The organism is Mesorhizobium sp. M1143 (assembly GCF_040318435.1).
Taxonomy (GTDB): Bacteria; Pseudomonadota; Alphaproteobacteria; order Rhizobiales; family Rhizobiaceae; genus Mesorhizobium.
Map to the genome: position 1 here is coordinate 1 of NZ_JAMYMJ010000055.1, position 16753 is coordinate 16753.

The following is a 16753-nucleotide window of genomic DNA, read 5'->3' on the forward strand; positions in this document are numbered from 1 at the left end:
AGAAGAAGTAATCCTCCCGCCCGGGGGGGGCCGGGGCCCCGCGGGGGCCCGGCGGGGGGCGCCGGGGGGCGGCGGGGGTGGCCCCCAAAAGCCCCCCCCCCGCGAGGGCAAGGGGCGCCCCCCGGGCCGCCGCCGGGGGGGGGGCGGGGGGGCGCCGCGGGTTCTCCCCAAAAAGGCACAGCCCGAGGATAGGCAATGCGCCGACGCTCTTCCCTGCCCGTGACGTTTCTGGTTCCGACGCTCGCCATTCTTCTGGTGCTGTCGATGGTGCCGACGCTGTACGCCATCGTCATTGCGCTGCAGAACCGCGAGCTGAGCTCGTCGAACTATTCCTGGGTCTGGCTGTCGAACTTCATCGACCTGTTCGCCGACCGGCGTTTCCTCAACGCGGTCTGGGTTTCGGTGAAGTGGGAAATCGTCACCGTGGTGGCGACGATGATGGTGGCGATCGGGCTCGGCGTGCTGATGTTCGAAGTAGCGTCGCCGCGGCTGCGCAACATCTACTGCCTGCTGTTCATCATCCCGGTGCTGTTGCCGCGTGTCTCGGCGGCCTTCGTGTGGAAGTTTGCCTATCATCCGCTCTACGGCATCGCCACCTATCCCTACAGGCTGATCACCGGCGGGTTGATCTTCGACCCGCTGTCGAAGCCGTCGACGGCCCTGTTTGCCGTCGCCTCGGTCGATGTCTGGCAGTGGGGACTGTTCTTCGCGGTCATCGTGCTGAAGCTTCTGGAGACCTTGCCGCCGCAGCCGATCGAAGCGGCGCGGCTCGACCACGCCAAACGCTGGCAGATCCATGCCTATGTGACCTTGCCTATGCTGAAGGCGCCGCTGATCAGCCTGATGTTCGTCAAGATGATCGAATCGCTGCGCTCCTTCGACCTGATTTATGTGATGACGCGCGGCGGGCCGGGCGTGGCGACCGAGACGCTCGACATGTACGCCTTCTCGCAAGGCTTCATCGAATCCGGCAAGGTGTCCTATGCCTCGGCCATGGCGGTGCTGATGATGATCGCGACTGTCATCACCTTCACCATGCTGTGGAAGCGGGTGCAGGCATGAGGCCGTATCGCATGAGACCGGGCCGCCTCATCGGCAAGATCATCCTGGCCTTCGCCGGCTTCATGGCGGTGTTTCCGCTCGCCTGGACGGCGGTCAATTCGCTGAAGAACAATGTCGACATCATCACCCGCGTGCCGCGCCTGGTGTTTACCCCGACCTTCGACAATATCAGCTACATCATCGGCCGCGACAGCGTCATGACCGGTCTCTATAACTCGGTCATTTCCTGCGGCGTCGCCGTGCTGATCGGCGTCATGCTCGGCCTTCCGGCAGCCTATGCGGTGGCGCGCTATCCCAATCGCTTCGCTGGCGACATCCAGTTCTTCGTGTTGTCGCTGCGCTTCCTGCCCCCGGTGGCAGTCGCCATTCCGCTGATGGTGATCTGGCTGCAGATCGGGCTCTACGACACCTTGCCGGCGCTGATCGTCACCTATTCGCTGCTCACCATCTCGGTGATCATGTGGCTCGCCATTCCCGCCTTCCAGGCCGTGCCGAAGGAAATCGAGGAAGCCGCTTTCGTCGACGGCTACGGCGCTTACTCGGTGTTCTGGCGCATTGCGCTGCCGGTAGCGGCGCGCTCGCTGATCGGCGCCGTCGCCTTCAGCTTCGTGCTGGTGTGGAACGAATTCCTGATCGCGCTGATGCTGTCCAGTTCCAACGCCAAGACATTGCCGATCGTCGCTTCCGAACTTTCACAGCAAGGCATGAACGTGCCGTGGGGAATCCTCAACGCCTCGGTCGTGCTGTTGTCGCTACCGCCGCTGCTGTTCCTCGGCGTGCTCAGCGGCTTCCTGAATTCCGTTTTCCGGCAAAAAAAGACTTGATGCGAGGACTTACCTATGCGGGCACTGGTGCTTGAGAAAAAAGGCGAACTGTCGCTGCGCGAGATCGCGCTGCCGCTCGACGTCGGACCGGGCGATGTCAAGATCGCCATCCACACGGTCGGCGTCTGCGGCAGCGACGTGCACTATTACACCCATGGCGCGATCGGCAGCTATGTCGTGCGGGCCCCGATGGTGCTTGGCCACGAAGCCGCGGGAACGATCGTCGAGGTCGGCGCCAATGTCGGCACGCTGAAGGTCGGCGACCGCGTCTGCATGGAGCCGGGCGTGCCGAACCTGTCGTCGCGCGCGACGAGGCTCGGCATCTATAATGTCGATCCCGATGTCAGCTTCTGGGCGACACCGCCGGTGCATGGCGTGCTGGCGCCCTATGCCGTGCACCCGGCCGCCTTCACCTACAGACTGCCGGACAATGTCAGCTTCGCCGAAGGCGCGATGGTCGAACCCTTTGCCATCGGCATGCAGGCGGCGAGCCGCGCCCGCATCGTGCCTGGCGACGTCGCCGTCGTCGTCGGCTGCGGCCCGATCGGCATCATGATCGCGCTGGCGGCGCTGGCCGGCGGCTGCTCGAAGGTGCTGATCTCCGATTTTTCCGGACCCAAGCTCGAGATTGCCGCACAATATCCCGGCATCGTGCCGGTCAATATCAGCGAGCAATCGCTGGTCGACGCAGTCTCCGCCGCGACCGACAATTGGGGCGCGGATATCGTGTTCGAGGCGAGCGGCAGCCCGAAGGCATTCGCCGACCTGTTCGATGTCGTGCGGCCGGGCGGCGCGGTGGTGCTGGTCGGACTGCCGGTCGAACCGGTCAGCCTCAACGTTCCGGCGGCGATCTCCAAGGAAGTGCGCATTGAGACGGTGTTCCGTTACGCCAACATCTTCGACCGGGCGCTGCAGCTGATCGCCTCGGGGAAGGTCGACCTCAAGCCGCTGATCACCGGCACTTATGATTTCTCCGACAGCATCAAGGCCTTCGAGCGGGCGGCGCAAGGCAAGCCGCAAGACGTCAAGCTGCAAATCCTGCTTACCGGCGAGAAGGGCTGACCATGTCCGCGATCGTTTGCTCCCATGTCGACAAGGCGTATGGGGCTACCACCGTCATCCGCGATCTCAATCTCTCGATCGAGGAGCATGAGTTCGTCGTGTTCCTAGGCCCATCCGGCTGCGGCAAGTCGACCTTGCTCAGGATGCTGGCCGGGCTGGAGGATATCAGCGGCGGCGAAGTGTCGATCGGCGGCAGAGTGGTCAACGATCTCGAGCCCGGCGAGCGCGGCATCGCCATGGTGTTCCAGAACTATGCGCTCTACCCGCATATGACGATCTTCGACAACATCGCCTTTGGGCTCAAGCGACAGAAAGTAGCCCCGGCCGAGATCCGGAAGCGGGTCGAGGCGGTGGCAAAGACGCTCGGCCTCGAACCTTACCTCGCCCGCAAACCGACCGAGCTTTCCGGCGGGCAGCAGCAGCGCGTAGCGATTGCGCGCGCCATGATCAAGACGCCGAAAGTGTTCCTGTTCGACGAGCCGCTGTCGAATCTCGACGCCAAACTTCGCAACCATATGCGGGTCGAAATCGCCCGCCTGCACCAGTTGCTGAAGACCACTACCGTCTATGTCACCCACGACCAGCTCGAAGCGATGACGCTGGCCGACCGGATAGTGCTGCTCAGGGATGGCGTCATCGAACAGATCGGCTCGCCGGCCGAGATCTATCGCCAGCCGGGCAATCTGTTCGTCGCAGGCTTCATCGGTACGCCGAACATGAATTTCATCGACGTGGCCGTCGGGCGGAAGGACGAACGCTGGACGCTGACAGGCGGCGGCTCGACCTTCTTCATAGAAGGCTCGGGCTTCGATCTGCGCGGCGTCCAGCGCGCCGTGCTTGGAATCCGACCGCCGGACCTGAAGACCGCCGGCGCTCAGAGCATCAATCTTCTGCAAGGCACCGCCGACCTTATCGAGTTCCATGGCAATGACGCGCTGGTGACGTTCGCCTGCGGCGGCAAGGAGGTCGGCGCGTTGGTATCGGCCCGCGAATGCCCGGCGTTGCGCGCGCCTGTGCGCTATACGTTCGAGGAGGAGAGCGTGCATCTGTTCGACGCGGCGACCGGCGCATCCTTGCGCCGGCGAGAAGCCTAAATCTGTACGCAATTCCGGACGGAAAACCGTTTCACACTTTTCCTGGAATTGCTCTAGCCGATGGCGTCGAGCGCCTGCCGCTGGCGGTGCATTTCGAGGAAGATCCTGTAGTCGCGGTCGAAGCGGCCTGACGCGGCCGGGTTCGAGGTGCGCGCCCTGCCGCCTTGCTGCATGGCGACGCAAGCGGCATTCAGGTCCGGGAACAGACCGGCCGCGGTGGCGGCGACCATGCCGGTGCCGAGCAGAACGGCTTCGTCGGCCAGCGGCTCGATCACCGCGCAGCCGGTCGCGTCGGCATAAAGCTCCATCAGCAACGGGTTCTTGGTGTGGCCGCCGGTGACATGCAGCGTGTCGATGAGATAGCCGTTCTCGTTCAGCGCCTCCAGCACATGGCGCACGCCGAGTGCGATGCCGACGGCGGTGCGCCAATACAGCTTGCACAGACTGTCGAAGGAGGAATCCAGCGTCAGCCCGCTGACCACGCCGACGGCATGCGGGTCGGCAAGCGGCGAGCGGTTGCCGTGGAAATCCGGCAGCACATGCAACCTCGCCGCCAGCTTGTCGCCTTCGGTGCTACGCAGTTCAGCGACGCGCCTGGCGATCTTGGCATGCATGGCCGCATCCGGCTCGCCGCCGGCGCCGTGCCAGCGGATGATGTGGTCGAGCAAAGCCCCGGTAGCCGACTGGCCGCCTTCCGACAGCCAGAGCTTTGGCAGTGCGGCGCCATAGTATGGACCCCAGACGCCGGCGAAAGGCTGCGGATCGGGCGACATGGCCATGACGCAGGACGAGGTGCCGGCGATCAATGCCAGATGGCGGCCGATATTCTGCTCGTCGCCAGCAAAGCCGCCGAGCACGCCAAGCGCGCCCGCATAGGCATCGATGACGCCGGCGCCGACGCGACAGTTTTCGCTCAAGCCCAACTCCGCCGCCGCTTCAGGGGTGAGCGTGCCGATGTCTGCGCCGACAGCACTTGCCGTCTCCGGCAGGCTGCCGTGTTCGAACAGATCGCCAAGCCCGACCCTGTCGAAGAAGTCACGGCGCCAGCCGGTGTCCTCATGCGCCAGATAGGTCCATTTGGCGGTCAGCGTGCATTGCGAGCGCGCCAGCGAACCGGTCGCCTTCCAGGTAAGGAAATCCGTAAGGTCGAATAGGTAGCCGGCCTCATGCCATGTTCCCGGCAGATTGCGCTTCAGCCACATCAGCTTCGGCGTCGCCATTTCCGGCGACATGACGCCACCGATATAGTCGAGTACGGCGTGGCCGCTATCGGTGCATTCATCTGCCTCGGCGATGGCGCGATGGTCGAGCCAGACGATGGTGTCCCAGCGCCGTTCGCCCGTCACCGAGACGCTGAGCTGGCCGGCATTCCTGTCCAGCACCACCAGCGAGCAGGTGGCGTCGAACGACATGCCGACAATATCGTCGGCTGACACACCGGCCTTTTCGCGCGCGGCACGCACCGCGATGCAGACCGCCGACCAGATATCCTGCGAATTGTGCTCGGCGTGATCGGCCTTCGGCTGGTTCATGACGATCGGATGCTCGGCGCGGCCGAGCAAGGTGCCTGACGTATCGAGAATGCCCGCGCGGGCGCTCCCGGTGCCGACATCGACCGCGCAAACGAAGCTCTTCGTCAAGATGCTTTTACTCTCGCTCCCTAGAGCCGTATGATTTCAGGTCTGTTCGACCTGAAATCTGAATCCGTCTCTAAATCAAAGAAGTAGAGCATGATGTCGTCCGAAAACCGCTTCACACTTTTCGGCATCATGCTCTAGCCTGCAATCAGATCGGGCAATTGCAGCATGTCCGCGAATATAAAGTCCGGTTCACTCGACGCAAGCCGCGCTTTCAAGGCCGGGTTGCCGGCGTGCGAACCGCCGGTGAAAGCAAAGACGCGCATGCCGGCCGCACGCGCCGCCGCGATGCCGGCAGGGCTGTCCTCGATTACGATGCAATTACCGGGATGCGCGCCCATGGCGGCGGCGGCATGGAGAAAAAGATCCGGCGCCGGCTTGCCGCGCGCGACCATGGCGGCACTGAACAGATGCGGCTCGAGCAGGCCGAGCAGACCGGTGACGTCGAGCGCGTAGCGTATCCGGTCGAGCGTGCCGGAGGAAGCGACGCAGCAGGGTACGCCCAGCCTCGGCAGGATGTCGCTGATGCCGGGAATCGGCTTCAGCTCCTCGCGGAATTTGCGCATCAGTTCGACGCGCATGTCGGTAAGATGCACGTCGGTGATGTCGATGGTGAAATCGCGAAGAAGTATCTCGCGCACGCTCTTCATGCTCTTGCCGAGGAAATGCTCGTAGGCGGCATCCTCGCTGACCGAGCCCCCGGCGGCAGAGATCATGCCGAGCAGAGCCGAAACCGACAGCGCCTCGCTGTCGACCAGCACGCCGTCACAGTCGAAGATGACCAGTTCGGGCGTCATTGCGGCTGGCGTCAGAGCTTGCCGGAGATATAGCGCGTCAGCGTCGCGCGCGTGCCATTCGCCCACAAGACCTTGAGCGCATGGGCAAAGGCCTCGGCGAACGGCGCCGAGCGGCCGACACCGCCATAGATATCCTCCATCGCAAGCCAGGCACCGGGCTTATCCTTCGCCGCCTTCGCGCTTGCCTGCAGCCGGTCCCAACTCGGGTCGTTGGCCTCGATGACCGCGCCGCTGTCTGTGGTGCCGAAACAGTAGCGGCACCACAGCGCGGACTCGAGCGCCAGACCCGCGACGCCTTTGCCGGCCTTCAGCCGGTCGGCAATGGTCGGGATGATGAATTTCGGCTGCCGGTTGGAACCGTCGAGGCAAAGCCGACGGATGGTGTCGCCGATCTTCGGGTTGGAAAAGCGGTGCTCGATGAGCTGGTAATAGTCCTCCAGCACGGTGTCCGGCACCGGCGGCACCGTCGGGATGATCTCGTCATGCTCGAGCTTGGCGAGGAAGCCGCGCACCAGCGGCTCCTGCATCGCCTCATGGACGAAATGGATGTCCATCAACCCTGCGGGATAAGCGATCGTGGCATGACCGCCATTGAGGATGCGGATCTTCATCAGCTCATAGGGCGCGACATCCCTCACGAATTGCACACCGACCTTTTCCAGCGGCGGGCGGCCGTCGGTGAAACGGTCTTCCAGCACCCATTGCTTGAACGGCTCGCAGAACACCGGCCAGTTGTCCTCGAGGCCGAACTCCGAGGCGAGAATACCGCGCTCGCGGTCGGAGGTGGCGGGGGTGATGCGGTCGACCATGCCGTTGGGAAAGGCGACATTGTCGCTGACCCAGTTCGCCAGATCCTCATCGATCAGGCGGGCGAGGCCGATGACGCCATCCGAGGTGACATGGCCGTTGTGAGGGATGTTGTCGCAAGACATGACGGTGAACGGCACGATGCCGTCGGCACGGCGGCGCTTCAGCCCGGCCAGGATGAGGCCGAACACCGTCTTCGGCGTCGTGCCTGCCTGTGCGTCGGCGACGATGTCGGGGTGGGTCGGGTTGAACTTGCCGGAGGCCGGATCGATGAAATAACCGCCTTCCGTGATGGTCAGCGAGACGATCTTGATCGCCGGATCGGCGAGCTGGTCGATGATGGCATCGTCATCGCCGGGCGTCAGGAAGTCGATCATGACGCCGGTGACGCGGGCGCTCATATGGTCGGAATCCTGCTCGACCACGGTGGTCAGCCAGTCCTGCTCCTGCAGCTTGGAACGGCCGATTTTTTCGCCCTCGAAGACCCCGGCGCCGACCAGCGCCCAGTCATGGCCGATGCCTGAATTGAAGAGATCGTCGAGGTAGACCGCCTGATGCGAGCGATGGAAATTGCCGACGCCGAAATGGACGATACCGGGTTTGAGCCTGGAGCGATCATATCTGGGACCGGCGACCTTGGCGGGGAGTTCCGAGAGGATCGAGGAGGAGAGTTTCACGGTCATTTTTTTACCCTTTTGGCCGGGCTGCGGCCTTCGTGATCCCGGCCCATCAACTCATCCATTGGCCGCCATCGACATTGTAGGTCTGGGCGACGATGTATTCGGCGTCGTCGCTGGCCAGGAATACCGCCATGCCGGTCAGGTCCTCCGGCTTGCCCATGCGGCCATAGGGCACGCCCTCACCGACCAGCCGCCTCTTCTCGCCTTTCGGCCGGTTCTCATATTTGGCGAACAGCGCATCGACCTCATCCCACATATCGCTGTCGACGACGCCGGGCGCGATGCCATTGACGTTGATGCGGTGCTTGATCAGATCGAGCCCGGCGGACTGGGTCAGCGAAATCACCGCGGCCTTGGTGGCGCAATAGACGGCGACCAGCGGCTCGCCGCGGCGTCCTGCCTGGCTGGCGATGTTGATGATCTTGCCGCCCTTGCCCCTTGCGATCATCGAACGCGCCGCTGCCTGCAGCATGAACAAGGTGCCGGCGACGTTGACGGAGAACAATTTGTCGTAGCTTGCTTTGGTGATCTCGACGATCGGCGCCAGGTCGAACAAAGCAGCGTTGTTGATCAGTATGTCGAGGCCGCCGGTCTTTGTTTCGACCGCATTGACCGCCGCCTGGATCGAAGCGAGGTCGCTGACGTCGAGCCTGACCGGATAGGCGTTGGCGCCAATCTCGGCGACCGTCTTTTCGGCAGCCGCCAGATTGATATCGGCAATGGCCACCGTGGCGCCCTCGCGGGTGTAGGCTTCGGCAAAAGCCCTGCCGATGCCGCGCGCGGATCCGGTGATCAGCGCCGATTTGCCTTTCAGTCTCACTGCGTCAGCGCCTTTCCATCGGGGCCGAAGCGATGCATGCGGACCTTGTCCGGCGTCAAATAGATGGTGTCGCCGTGGCGTACGGCCAGTTCGCCATCGGCGCGTACCGTCAGCGGACCGACGCCGTCGGCCTGGACATGCAGGAAGGTGTCGGAGCCCAGATGCTCGGCGACGCCGACGAGGGCTTTCCAGTCACCCGCTGTGGTCGATATCCCCATATGCTCAGGACGAATGCCGATGGTCTTGGCGTTGTATTTGGCCGCCGGCGCACCTTCGATCAGGTTCATTTTCGGCGAACCGATGAAGCCCGCCACGAATAGGTTCTTCGGCGACTTGTAGAGTTCCATCGGCGAGCCGACCTGTTCGATGTTGCCGGCGTTGAGCACGACGATCTTGTCGGCCATGGTCATGGCTTCGATCTGGTCGTGGGTGACGTAGACCATCGTCGTCTTGAGCTGATGGTGGAGCTCGCTGATTTCGAGCCGCATGGTGCCGCGCAGTGCGGCATCGAGGTTGGACAGCGGCTCGTCGAACAGGAAGGCCGAGGGCTGGCGCACGATGGCGCGGCCGATGGCGACGCGTTGCCGCTGGCCGCCGGAGAGCTGGCCGGGCCGGCGTTCGAGATAGTTGGTGAGATTGAGGACCCGGGCTGCGTCCTTCACCTTCTTGTCGATCGTCGCCACATCTTCGCCCGCCATCTTCAGCGGGAAGCCGATGTTCTTGGCCACCGTCATATGCGGATAGAGCGCATAGGACTGGAATACCATGGCCAGCTTGCGCTTGGCCGGCGCCTCGCCGGTGACGTCACGGCCATCGATGTTGATGGTGCCCCCGCTGGTGTCCTCGAGCCCGGCGATGAGGCGCAGCAACGTGGACTTGCCGCAACCCGACGGCCCGACGAAGACGACGAACTCGCCATTCTCGATGACCAGGTCGAGGCCTGGAATGATGACCGTCGATCCGAAATGCTTGGAGACGTTCTTGAGCGTGATGTTTCCCATGGTTTCCTCCCCGAGGGGTTATTTGGCCGGATTGCTTCAGGCAACGTCCGTTATTTTACCGCGCCGAATGTCAGGCCGCGCACCAGCTGCTTCTGGCTGAACCAGCCCATGATCAGGATGGGGGCGATGGCCAGCGTCGAGGCCGCCGAAAGCTTGGCCCAGAACAGGCCTTGCGGGCTCGAGAACGAACTGATGAAGGCCGTCAGCGGCGCTGCCTCGGTGGTGGTCAGGCGGATGGTCCAGAAGGCTTCGTTCCACGCCAGGATGATGTTGAGCAGCATGGTCGATGCGATGCCCGGCACGGCCATGGGGGTCAGCACATAGACGATCTCGCCCCACAAGGTGGCGCCGTCCATGCGTGCCGCTTCCAGGATCTCGCCGGGGATTTCGCGGAAGTAGGTGTAGAGCATCCAGATCACGATGGGCAGGTTGATCAGCATCAGCATGATCATCAGGCCGATGCGGCTGTCGAGCAGTCCGGCATCGCGGAAGATGAGGTAGATCGGGAACAGCACGGCAACCGCCGGCATCATCTTGGTCGAGAGCATCCACATCAGGATGTCCTTGGTCCACTTGCCCGGCGAGAAGGCCATCGACCAGGCGGCCGGAACCGCGACTATCAGGGCCAGGATGGTCGAGCCGACCGAGAGCAGCACCGAGTTGAAGAAGAACTTGAAGTAGCCGCTCTGCGCCTGGACCTCGGTATAGCTCTCGAACGTCCCCGACGGGATCAGCGCGAAGCCCTGGATGGCCTCCTGCTCCGACTTGAACGAGGTGATGATCGTGTAGAGGATCGGGAAGAAGATCAGCAGCGCGACGATCCAGGCGGCGCCTGTCGCCATGACCTTGTGTTGGGTGGTGACTGCACGTGCCATCGTATCCTCCCTTACTTGTCCAGGTTCTTGCCGACCGCGCGCATGGCGAAGAAGGCGACGATGTTGGCGAGAATGACGGCGATGACACCGCCGGCCGATGCCTGGCCGATTTTGAACTCCAGCAATGCCTTCTGGTAGACGAGGAAGGGCAGGTTGGTGGAGGCATAGCCGGGTCCGCCATTGGTGGTGACCAGGATTTCGGCATAGACCGACAGCAGGAAGATGGTCTGGATCAGGATGACGACGGTGATGGCGCGCGACATGTGCGGCAGCGTCAGATAGATGAAGCGGCTGACGAAGCCGGCGCCGTCCATCTCGGCGGCTTCCTTCTGCTCGCCGTCGAGCGACTGCAATGCGGTCAGCAGGATCAGCGTTGCGAAGGGCAGCCATTGCCAGGCGACGATGATGATGATGGCAAGCATCGGATGCTGCCCGAACCAGTCGATCGGTTGAGCCCCGAAGAAGCGCGCAATGTCGGCAAAGACGCCGTATTGCGGGTGCATGATCATGTTCTTCCAGACAAGTGCAGCCACCGGCGGCATGACGAAGAACGGAGAGATGACGAGGATGCGGACGATCCCCTGTCCCCACATCGGCTGATCGATCAACAGCGCCAGCATGATGCCGCCGATGACGGTGATCAGCAGCACGCTGCCCACCAGGACCAGCGTGTTGAGGATCGACTGCAGGAATGCCGGGTTGGAATAGAACAGCGAGTAATTCGAGAACCAGACAAACCCGTCGCGGATCGGATTGAGCGGATTGTACTGCTGGAAGGAGAACCAGATCGTGAGTGCCAGCGGCACGATCATCCAGACGAACAGCAGCACCACGGATGGCGCCAACATAAAGCGGGCAAGCGAACGGGTCTGCTGAGTAGCCATGACGGTCACCCTTCAAGGTCAGCCAAATTTTCAGGTGTGTGAAAGGGGCCGCCCGAACTGGGATTCGGGCGGCCGTTGCCGGCCAAGGAGGCGGCCGGCATTCGGCACCGGGAGGAGCCTTACTTGATATAACCGCCTTCGGTCATGGTCGCGGTGGCGGCGTCCTGCGCCTGCTTGAGCGCGTCGTCTACGCTGGTCTGGCCGGCGAGCGCCGCCGAGAACAGCTGGCCAACGGTTGTGCCGAGGCCCTGGAACTCAGGAATGGCGACGAACTGCACACCGACATAGGGCACCGGCTTGACGGTCGGATGCGTCGGGTCGGCGGCATTGATCGAGTCCAGCGTCATCTTGGCGAACGGAGCCGCCTTCTGATACTCGGCATTGGCGTAGAGCGAGGAGCGCGTGCCCGGAGGAACGTTGGCCCAGCCTTCCTTCGAAGCAACCAGTTCTGCGTAGTGCTTGCTGGTCGCCCAGGAGACGAACTTCTGTGCGGCGTCTCCCTTCTGCGTGCCGGCCGGGATGGCCAGCGACCAGGCCCACAGCCAGTTGCCGCGCTTGCCCAGACCATTGTCGGGGGCCAGTGCGTAGCCGACCTTGTCCGCGACGGTCGAGTTCTTCGGGTCGGAGACGAAGGAGGCGGCGACGGTGGCGTCGATCCACATGCCGCACTTGCCCTGCTGGAACAGCGCCAGGTTTTCGTTGAAGCCGTTGGACGAGGCGCCCTCGGGACCGTCGGCCTTCATCAGGTCGACATAGAACTGCAGCGTGTTCTTCCATTCCGGCTGGTCGAATTGCGGCTTCCAGTTCTCGTCGAACCAGCGGGCGCCGAAGGAGTTCGACATGGCGGTGAGGAAGGCCATGTTCTCGCCCCAGCCGGCCTTGCCGCGCAGGCAAACGCCGTTCACGCCATTGGCGCGGTCGGTCATCTTGTCGGCGGCCTGCTTGATGAAGTCCCAGGTCGGGGCGTCGGGCATCTTCAGCCCGGCCTTCTCGATCAAGTCCTTGCGGTACATGACGAAGGAGCTTTCGCCGTAGAAGGGCGCGGCATAGAGCTTGCCGTCGACCGACAGGCCGCCGGCGATGGCCGGGATGATGTCCTTGGCGTCATAGTCGTCGCCGAGCTTGTCGAGCGGCAACAGCCAGTTCTGCTTGGCCCAGATCGGAACCTCGTAGGTGCCGATGGTCATAACGTCATACTGGCCGCCCTTGGTGGCAATGTCGGTGGTGACGCGCTCGCGCAGCACGTTCTCTTCGAGCGTGACCCAGTTGAGCGTGACGTCGGGGTTAGCCTTGGTGAAGTCGTCGGTCAGCTTCTGCATGCGGACCATGTCGCCATTGTTGACGGTGGCGATGGTGATGGATTCGGCATGCGCGGCGAAAGCGAAGGCGCTGGCCGACAACAGGCCCAAAGTGAGCGTGCGCAGTTTCATCAAATTCCTCCCATGAACCAAGATGAGCATTTGCCTTGGTAGTGGGCAATTACTCACTTGGCGTTAATTATGTCAAGCCGGATTCGATGCTGCAGCGCAGCACACGGGGCAGGTGCGCGACGTTGCGCGCGTAGAGGATATTGAATGGATTTGGGAAGCTGTTTGCACGGGGATGTGAGAGCGGGTTGATGCCGACCCATCGCAACCCAATCATGGCGCCAAGGGGGGCCCAGCCAGTCAGCCGTGGGACGGGTAGCTTCCGACGGAATATTCGAAAACCCTGCCGTCGCGTGTTTGCTTGGCTCTGGTCAGCACTTCCGTCACCTGGATCCAGCTGGGCTCGTCCTTGCGCAGCCTAACTTCCCGGCCGATTGCCTTCACGGCAGCTTGAAACGGCGTAAATGCTTCGATCACCTGCGTCGTGCGCACGGTGTTGTTTTCGATTTCTTCGACGCGATAGACTTTCATCAGCCGGCTGATCGACCCTGTTTCAATCTGCAGACGATTGATCCTGCTCAATTGGGTCGTCACAAGCACAAGCCTATGCCGGGCGAGTGATATCGACAGCGTTTTTGTCAAGCTTGGTTAACCGGGTGGCCCGATCGCAGCTGTTTGTCCGCGAAAGCGAGCATTCGTCGCGGATCCATGGCTCGCTTTGCATCTCGGAAATCAATCCGCGAATCGCTCGCCCTCAGGCGCAGGCGATCTCGGCCAGGATCCAGTCCCGGAAGGCTTTTATCTTCGGCACGTTGCGACGCGCCGTCGGGTAGACCAGCCAATAGGCGTGGCCGTCGTCGCCGACCAGGTCGAAGGGCTGGATCAGGCGGCCGGCGGCGAGCTCGGTCTTGAACAATGCGGTGGTCAGGATTGCCACACCATGGCCGGCGATGGCCGCGTTCGCCTCATAGGCCTGCGCGCCCATGCTGGTGCCGGTGCGCCTGGCAAGTTCGTCCGCCGGGACGCCGGCAAGGGCGAACCATTCCCGCCACCAGATGTCGCCGGGATCGAGAATGGGCAGCTTGAACAGGTCGGCGGGTTCGTGGACGCCACCTATGGTGGCAGCGAGTGCCGGGCTCAGCACCGGGGTGAAATCGGCCTTGAACAAAAGATGGGTCTCCACTCCAGGCCACTTGCCGCTGCCGGAGCGGATAGCGATGTCCATGTCCTCGCGGGCAAAATCGATCACCCTGTTCGAGGTATCGACGCGCACCGCCAGCGACGGATGCGCGACCTGGAAGGAGCCGAGGTGCTGCGCCAGCCAGTTCGAGGCAAAGGTCAGCAGCGTCGAGACGCACAGCACACCATCGGCGCCCCCACGCGCGGCGGAATAGGCGCTTGAGAGCAGGCTGAACGCCTCGCTGACGGCGGGCGCCAGGCGCTGGCCGGGTTCCGTCAGCACAATCTGGCGCGGCTGGCGCAGGAACAGCGGCGAACCGATGCGCTCTTCCAGAAGCTTGATTTGGTAGCTGGCGGCGGCCTGCGTCATGCCGAGTTCCTGCGCGGCCTTGGTGAAGGAGAGATGCCGCGCGACGGCTTCGAACACCCTGATGGCCTGCAGCGGCGGCAACTGGGCGAGCTGTGGTGCCTTGAGATCGGGCATAAGCCCTCCTTATGGGTCGTGATCGACGTTTGATTGGCGGCAAGAGGCAATCAGGCCGATATCTGGTGTCAACGATCAATCAAGTTCAAGCATAGCGGAGGCTGAAGATCATGACCACGGTACAGCAAAAGCTCCATTCGACCCCGGCGCAGAGCTGGTTTTCCCTGCTGGTGCATGAATTTTCCCTGCTTGTGCACCGCCGGCGCGGCTACGTCGACGTCCGGGAGCTGTCGCCGCATTTGCAGCGCGACATGGGTTTTCTCGACGGCAACGACCCGTCCGGGCGCTGCAAATAAACGTGTTGGATTTTATCGATGGGCCGCTTAATCTATCAGGAACCGTCGAGCAAAGCCGTGGCGGTCCGCTCGTCGGTGATGAGGCCATTGACCAGCCGGCGGTTCACAGCGGCCAGGATGCCCGGCAACTTACGCTCGCCCATGGCGAGCGCAATGACCAGCGACTTTTCGCGTGACGGCAAGGCTGCCGACGATACCCGGTCGTTGGTGATGCCCTCGATCATGCGGCCTTCCCGATCGAACACCCAGCCGACGATCTCGGCGACGCCGCCAGCCTTTTGCAACGCCTTCAACTCGCTTTCCGAGATAAAACCGTCCTCGTAGAGCGGCGCCTTCGGGCCGAGATCGCCGATGCCGACAAAGGTCACGTCGGCTTCCGCGGCCAGCGCCAGCGTCGGTTGGATCATCGGCTGGGCAAGCAGCATCTCGCGCTCTTCCGGCGACGAGGCGATGACCGGCAGCGGCATCGGGAACGAGCGCGCCTTGACCCGGTCGGCCATGGTGAAGATGACGTTGTAGAAGGCGGCCGAACCGTCGGGCGAGATGTTGCCGGTCAAGGACACAACCTTGTGCTGCGAGCATTCCATCGGCGGCAATTGCTCGATCGCCGCCTTCAGCGTGCGGCCGGTGCCGATGGCCAAGACGATGGGCGTCGGTGACCGCAGCCGCCGCTCGATCTCGGCCGCAGCCGCCTCGGCAATGCCGATCGTGGTCGAGGATGAGGTTGGATCGCTCGGCACCACTTCGACGAGGTCGAGCGCGAAGCGTGACTTCAGTCTAGCTGCGAGATCAAGGCAATTGGCGATCGGGTGATCGACGCGAACCTTGATCAGCCCCTCCGACACCGCCAGCGACACCAGCCGCTGCGCCGTCTGCCGGGAAATGCCGAGCGTGGCGGCGATCTGGTCCTGGGTGTTGCCGGCAACATAATAAAGCCAGCCGGCGCGCGCTGCCTCGTCCAGCCTGCTGCTGCCGCCGTCTTGCCGCGAATTCAAAATGTGCCTCCAGCCCTGCCCCTTTGCCCGCCCTTGGGCGAAGCGTCATAGTCTTGCAGGGAATGTATCGGCGCGCAATTGTCTATCGGCAGGGCAATTGCTTGCTGCTTCGATCCGGCCGCCGCGCGGCAACCAACCAAGCGAAAATCGCCAGCGGACGGGCTCGGCGGTTTATCTCCTGATACAAACGCTTTAAGGGGATCGGCAAAGGAGCCTCGCATGACGCCGAAAGCGGTTTTCTGGGATATGGACGGCACGCTGGTCGACAGCGAGCCGCTGCATGAGGCGGCCTTGGTGGCGGCGCTGCGCAGCGTCGGTATCACGCCGCCGGCCGACCTGCATGAGCGGGTGCTGGGCGTCGCCGCCGCACCGGTCTACGAGATGCTGCGCAGCGAGTTCGGCCTCGACCTGCCCTTCGACGACTGGATCGTGCGCAAATACGATCACTACATGCCGATGGCCGAGACGCTGAAGCCGCGCCCCGGCGCGATCGAAGTGTTCAACGAATTGCGCGCGCTCGGCGTGCAGCAGGCGGTGGTGTCCAATTCCGACCGGGTGATCGTCGATGCAAATCTGAGCGCCGTCGGCCTGATCTATCCCGGCATGCGCACGATCAGCCGAAACGACGTGCGCGAAGGCAAGCCGCATCCCGAACCGTTCCTGCGCGCCGCATGGCTGGCCGGCGTCGATCCTTCAGACGCGGTGGCCGTCGACGACAGCGTTACCGGCGCCACATCAGGCCTGGCCGCGGGGATGCGGACGATCTTCTGGCCGGAAGCGCCGATGGCAGGACCGAAGGGCGCTGTCGTGATCAACAGTGCGGAAGAGTTGCGGGCTCAGTTGGGACTCTGAGTGAGCCTATGAACGTCGGCGCTGCCCCTCATCCCCC

General features: G+C 63.1%; 17 protein-coding genes. 6 read left to right on the plus strand and 11 right to left on the minus strand.

Annotation, left to right across the window (positions count from 1 at the left end; translation table 11 throughout):
• Nucleotides 1–195 precede the first annotated feature (195 nt).
• The 4 genes from NKH35_RS26315 to NKH35_RS26330 are packed head-to-tail and all read left to right on the plus strand — an operon-like array spanning nucleotide 196 to nucleotide 4042.
• Complete coding sequence (locus tag NKH35_RS26315; protein ID WP_023729771.1) at nucleotides 196–1062, plus strand: carbohydrate ABC transporter permease; 867 nt, start codon at nucleotides 196–198, stop codon at nucleotides 1060–1062.
• An 11-nt stretch (nucleotides 1063–1073) separates the two neighbouring features.
• The gene (locus NKH35_RS26320) at nucleotides 1074–1886 is read left to right on the plus strand and encodes a carbohydrate ABC transporter permease (protein ID WP_023671259.1); all 813 of its coding nucleotides are present in this window, start codon (nucleotides 1074–1076) and stop codon (nucleotides 1884–1886) included.
• 15 nt (nucleotides 1887–1901) lie between these two features.
• Complete coding sequence (locus NKH35_RS26325) at nucleotides 1902–2948, plus strand: NAD(P)-dependent alcohol dehydrogenase (protein ID WP_023732680.1); 1047 nt, start codon at nucleotides 1902–1904, stop codon at nucleotides 2946–2948.
• 2 nt (nucleotides 2949–2950) lie between these two features.
• The gene (locus NKH35_RS26330) at nucleotides 2951–4042 is read left to right on the plus strand and encodes an ABC transporter ATP-binding protein (protein WP_023732681.1); all 1092 of its coding nucleotides are present in this window, start codon (nucleotides 2951–2953) and stop codon (nucleotides 4040–4042) included.
• A gap of 53 nt (nucleotides 4043–4095) precedes the next feature.
• Here the strand turns inward: NKH35_RS26330 and NKH35_RS26335 are convergent, their stop codons facing one another.
• The 10 genes from NKH35_RS26335 to NKH35_RS26380 form a co-directional block, all read right to left on the minus strand.
• Nucleotides 4096–5682: an FGGY-family carbohydrate kinase gene (locus NKH35_RS26335; protein ID WP_352916892.1), complete on the minus strand. Its 1587-nt coding sequence runs from the start codon at nucleotides 5680–5682 to the stop codon at nucleotides 4096–4098.
• A 134-nt stretch (nucleotides 5683–5816) separates the two neighbouring features.
• A complete protein-coding gene (locus tag NKH35_RS26340; RefSeq protein ID WP_023689170.1) occupies nucleotides 5817–6476 on the minus strand; it encodes an HAD family hydrolase in 660 nt (219 codons plus the stop codon).
• Between the two features lie 11 nt (nucleotides 6477–6487).
• On the minus strand, nucleotides 6488–7966 hold the full coding sequence (locus NKH35_RS26345) for a mannitol dehydrogenase family protein (RefSeq protein ID WP_352916894.1): 1479 nt from the start codon (nucleotides 7964–7966) through the stop codon (nucleotides 6488–6490).
• Between the two features lie 46 nt (nucleotides 7967–8012).
• A complete protein-coding gene (locus NKH35_RS26350) occupies nucleotides 8013–8783 on the minus strand; it encodes an L-iditol 2-dehydrogenase (RefSeq protein ID WP_023745865.1) in 771 nt (256 codons plus the stop codon).
• Entirely contained in the window at nucleotides 8780–9784 is a 1005-nt protein-coding gene (locus NKH35_RS26355; RefSeq protein ID WP_023689168.1) for an ABC transporter ATP-binding protein, read from the minus strand. Before NKH35_RS26355 ends, NKH35_RS26350 begins: the two co-directional genes overlap by 4 nt.
• A gap of 50 nt (nucleotides 9785–9834) precedes the next feature.
• A complete protein-coding gene (locus NKH35_RS26360; protein ID WP_023732684.1) occupies nucleotides 9835–10659 on the minus strand; it encodes a carbohydrate ABC transporter permease in 825 nt (274 codons plus the stop codon).
• 11 nt (nucleotides 10660–10670) lie between these two features.
• The gene (locus NKH35_RS26365) at nucleotides 10671–11543 is read right to left on the minus strand and encodes a carbohydrate ABC transporter permease (RefSeq protein ID WP_023671249.1); all 873 of its coding nucleotides are present in this window, start codon (nucleotides 11541–11543) and stop codon (nucleotides 10671–10673) included.
• Between the two features lie 119 nt (nucleotides 11544–11662).
• Nucleotides 11663–12973: an ABC transporter substrate-binding protein gene (locus NKH35_RS26370; RefSeq protein ID WP_023671248.1), complete on the minus strand. Its 1311-nt coding sequence runs from the start codon at nucleotides 12971–12973 to the stop codon at nucleotides 11663–11665.
• 237 nt (nucleotides 12974–13210) lie between these two features.
• Entirely contained in the window at nucleotides 13211–13552 is a 342-nt protein-coding gene (locus NKH35_RS26375; protein ID WP_155923262.1) for a hypothetical protein, read from the minus strand.
• Nucleotides 13553–13664: 112 nt separating this feature from the next.
• Nucleotides 13665–14573, minus strand: coding sequence for a LysR substrate-binding domain-containing protein (locus tag NKH35_RS26380; protein ID WP_023671245.1), 909 nt, complete (start codon nucleotides 14571–14573; stop codon nucleotides 13665–13667).
• Nucleotides 14574–14683: 110 nt separating this feature from the next.
• Between NKH35_RS26380 and NKH35_RS26385 the strand changes: the two genes are divergently transcribed.
• Nucleotides 14684–14869, plus strand: a complete 186-nt coding sequence (locus tag NKH35_RS26385; protein ID WP_023671244.1) for a hypothetical protein — start codon at nucleotides 14684–14686, stop codon at nucleotides 14867–14869.
• 35 nt (nucleotides 14870–14904) lie between these two features.
• On the opposite strand, the gene NKH35_RS26390 is transcribed toward NKH35_RS26385, so the two are convergent.
• The gene (locus tag NKH35_RS26390; RefSeq protein WP_023671243.1) at nucleotides 14905–15864 is read right to left on the minus strand and encodes a sugar-binding transcriptional regulator; all 960 of its coding nucleotides are present in this window, start codon (nucleotides 15862–15864) and stop codon (nucleotides 14905–14907) included.
• A 219-nt stretch (nucleotides 15865–16083) separates the two neighbouring features.
• Here NKH35_RS26390 and NKH35_RS26395 point away from each other — a divergent pair, with 219 nt between their 5' ends.
• Complete coding sequence (locus NKH35_RS26395; RefSeq protein ID WP_023671242.1) at nucleotides 16084–16716, plus strand: HAD family hydrolase; 633 nt, start codon at nucleotides 16084–16086, stop codon at nucleotides 16714–16716.
• The last annotated feature ends 37 nt before the right edge of the window (nucleotides 16717–16753 follow it).

Coding starts and splice junctions, on each gene's coding strand:
- NKH35_RS26315 (WP_023729771.1), top strand. CDS start 196: ATGCGCCGACGCTCTTCCCTGCCCGTGACGTTTCTGGTTCCGACGCTC.
- NKH35_RS26320 (WP_023671259.1), top strand. CDS start 1,074: ATGAGACCGGGCCGCCTCATCGGCAAGATCATCCTGGCCTTCGCCGGC.
- NKH35_RS26325 (WP_023732680.1), top strand. CDS start 1,902: ATGCGGGCACTGGTGCTTGAGAAAAAAGGCGAACTGTCGCTGCGCGAG.
- NKH35_RS26330 (WP_023732681.1), top strand. CDS start 2,951: ATGTCCGCGATCGTTTGCTCCCATGTCGACAAGGCGTATGGGGCTACC.
- NKH35_RS26340 (WP_023689170.1), bottom strand. CDS start 6,476: ATGACGCCCGAACTGGTCATCTTCGACTGTGACGGCGTGCTGGTCGAC.
- NKH35_RS26345 (WP_352916894.1), bottom strand. CDS start 7,966: ATGACCGTGAAACTCTCCTCCTCGATCCTCTCGGAACTCCCCGCCAAG.
- NKH35_RS26355 (WP_023689168.1), bottom strand. CDS start 9,784: ATGGGAAACATCACGCTCAAGAACGTCTCCAAGCATTTCGGATCGACG.
- NKH35_RS26360 (WP_023732684.1), bottom strand. CDS start 10,659: ATGGCACGTGCAGTCACCACCCAACACAAGGTCATGGCGACAGGCGCC.
- NKH35_RS26365 (WP_023671249.1), bottom strand. CDS start 11,543: ATGGCTACTCAGCAGACCCGTTCGCTTGCCCGCTTTATGTTGGCGCCA.
- NKH35_RS26370 (WP_023671248.1), bottom strand. CDS start 12,973: ATGAAACTGCGCACGCTCACTTTGGGCCTGTTGTCGGCCAGCGCCTTC.
- NKH35_RS26380 (WP_023671245.1), bottom strand. CDS start 14,573: ATGCCCGATCTCAAGGCACCACAGCTCGCCCAGTTGCCGCCGCTGCAG.
- NKH35_RS26385 (WP_023671244.1), top strand. CDS start 14,684: ATGACCACGGTACAGCAAAAGCTCCATTCGACCCCGGCGCAGAGCTGG.
- NKH35_RS26395 (WP_023671242.1), top strand. CDS start 16,084: ATGACGCCGAAAGCGGTTTTCTGGGATATGGACGGCACGCTGGTCGAC.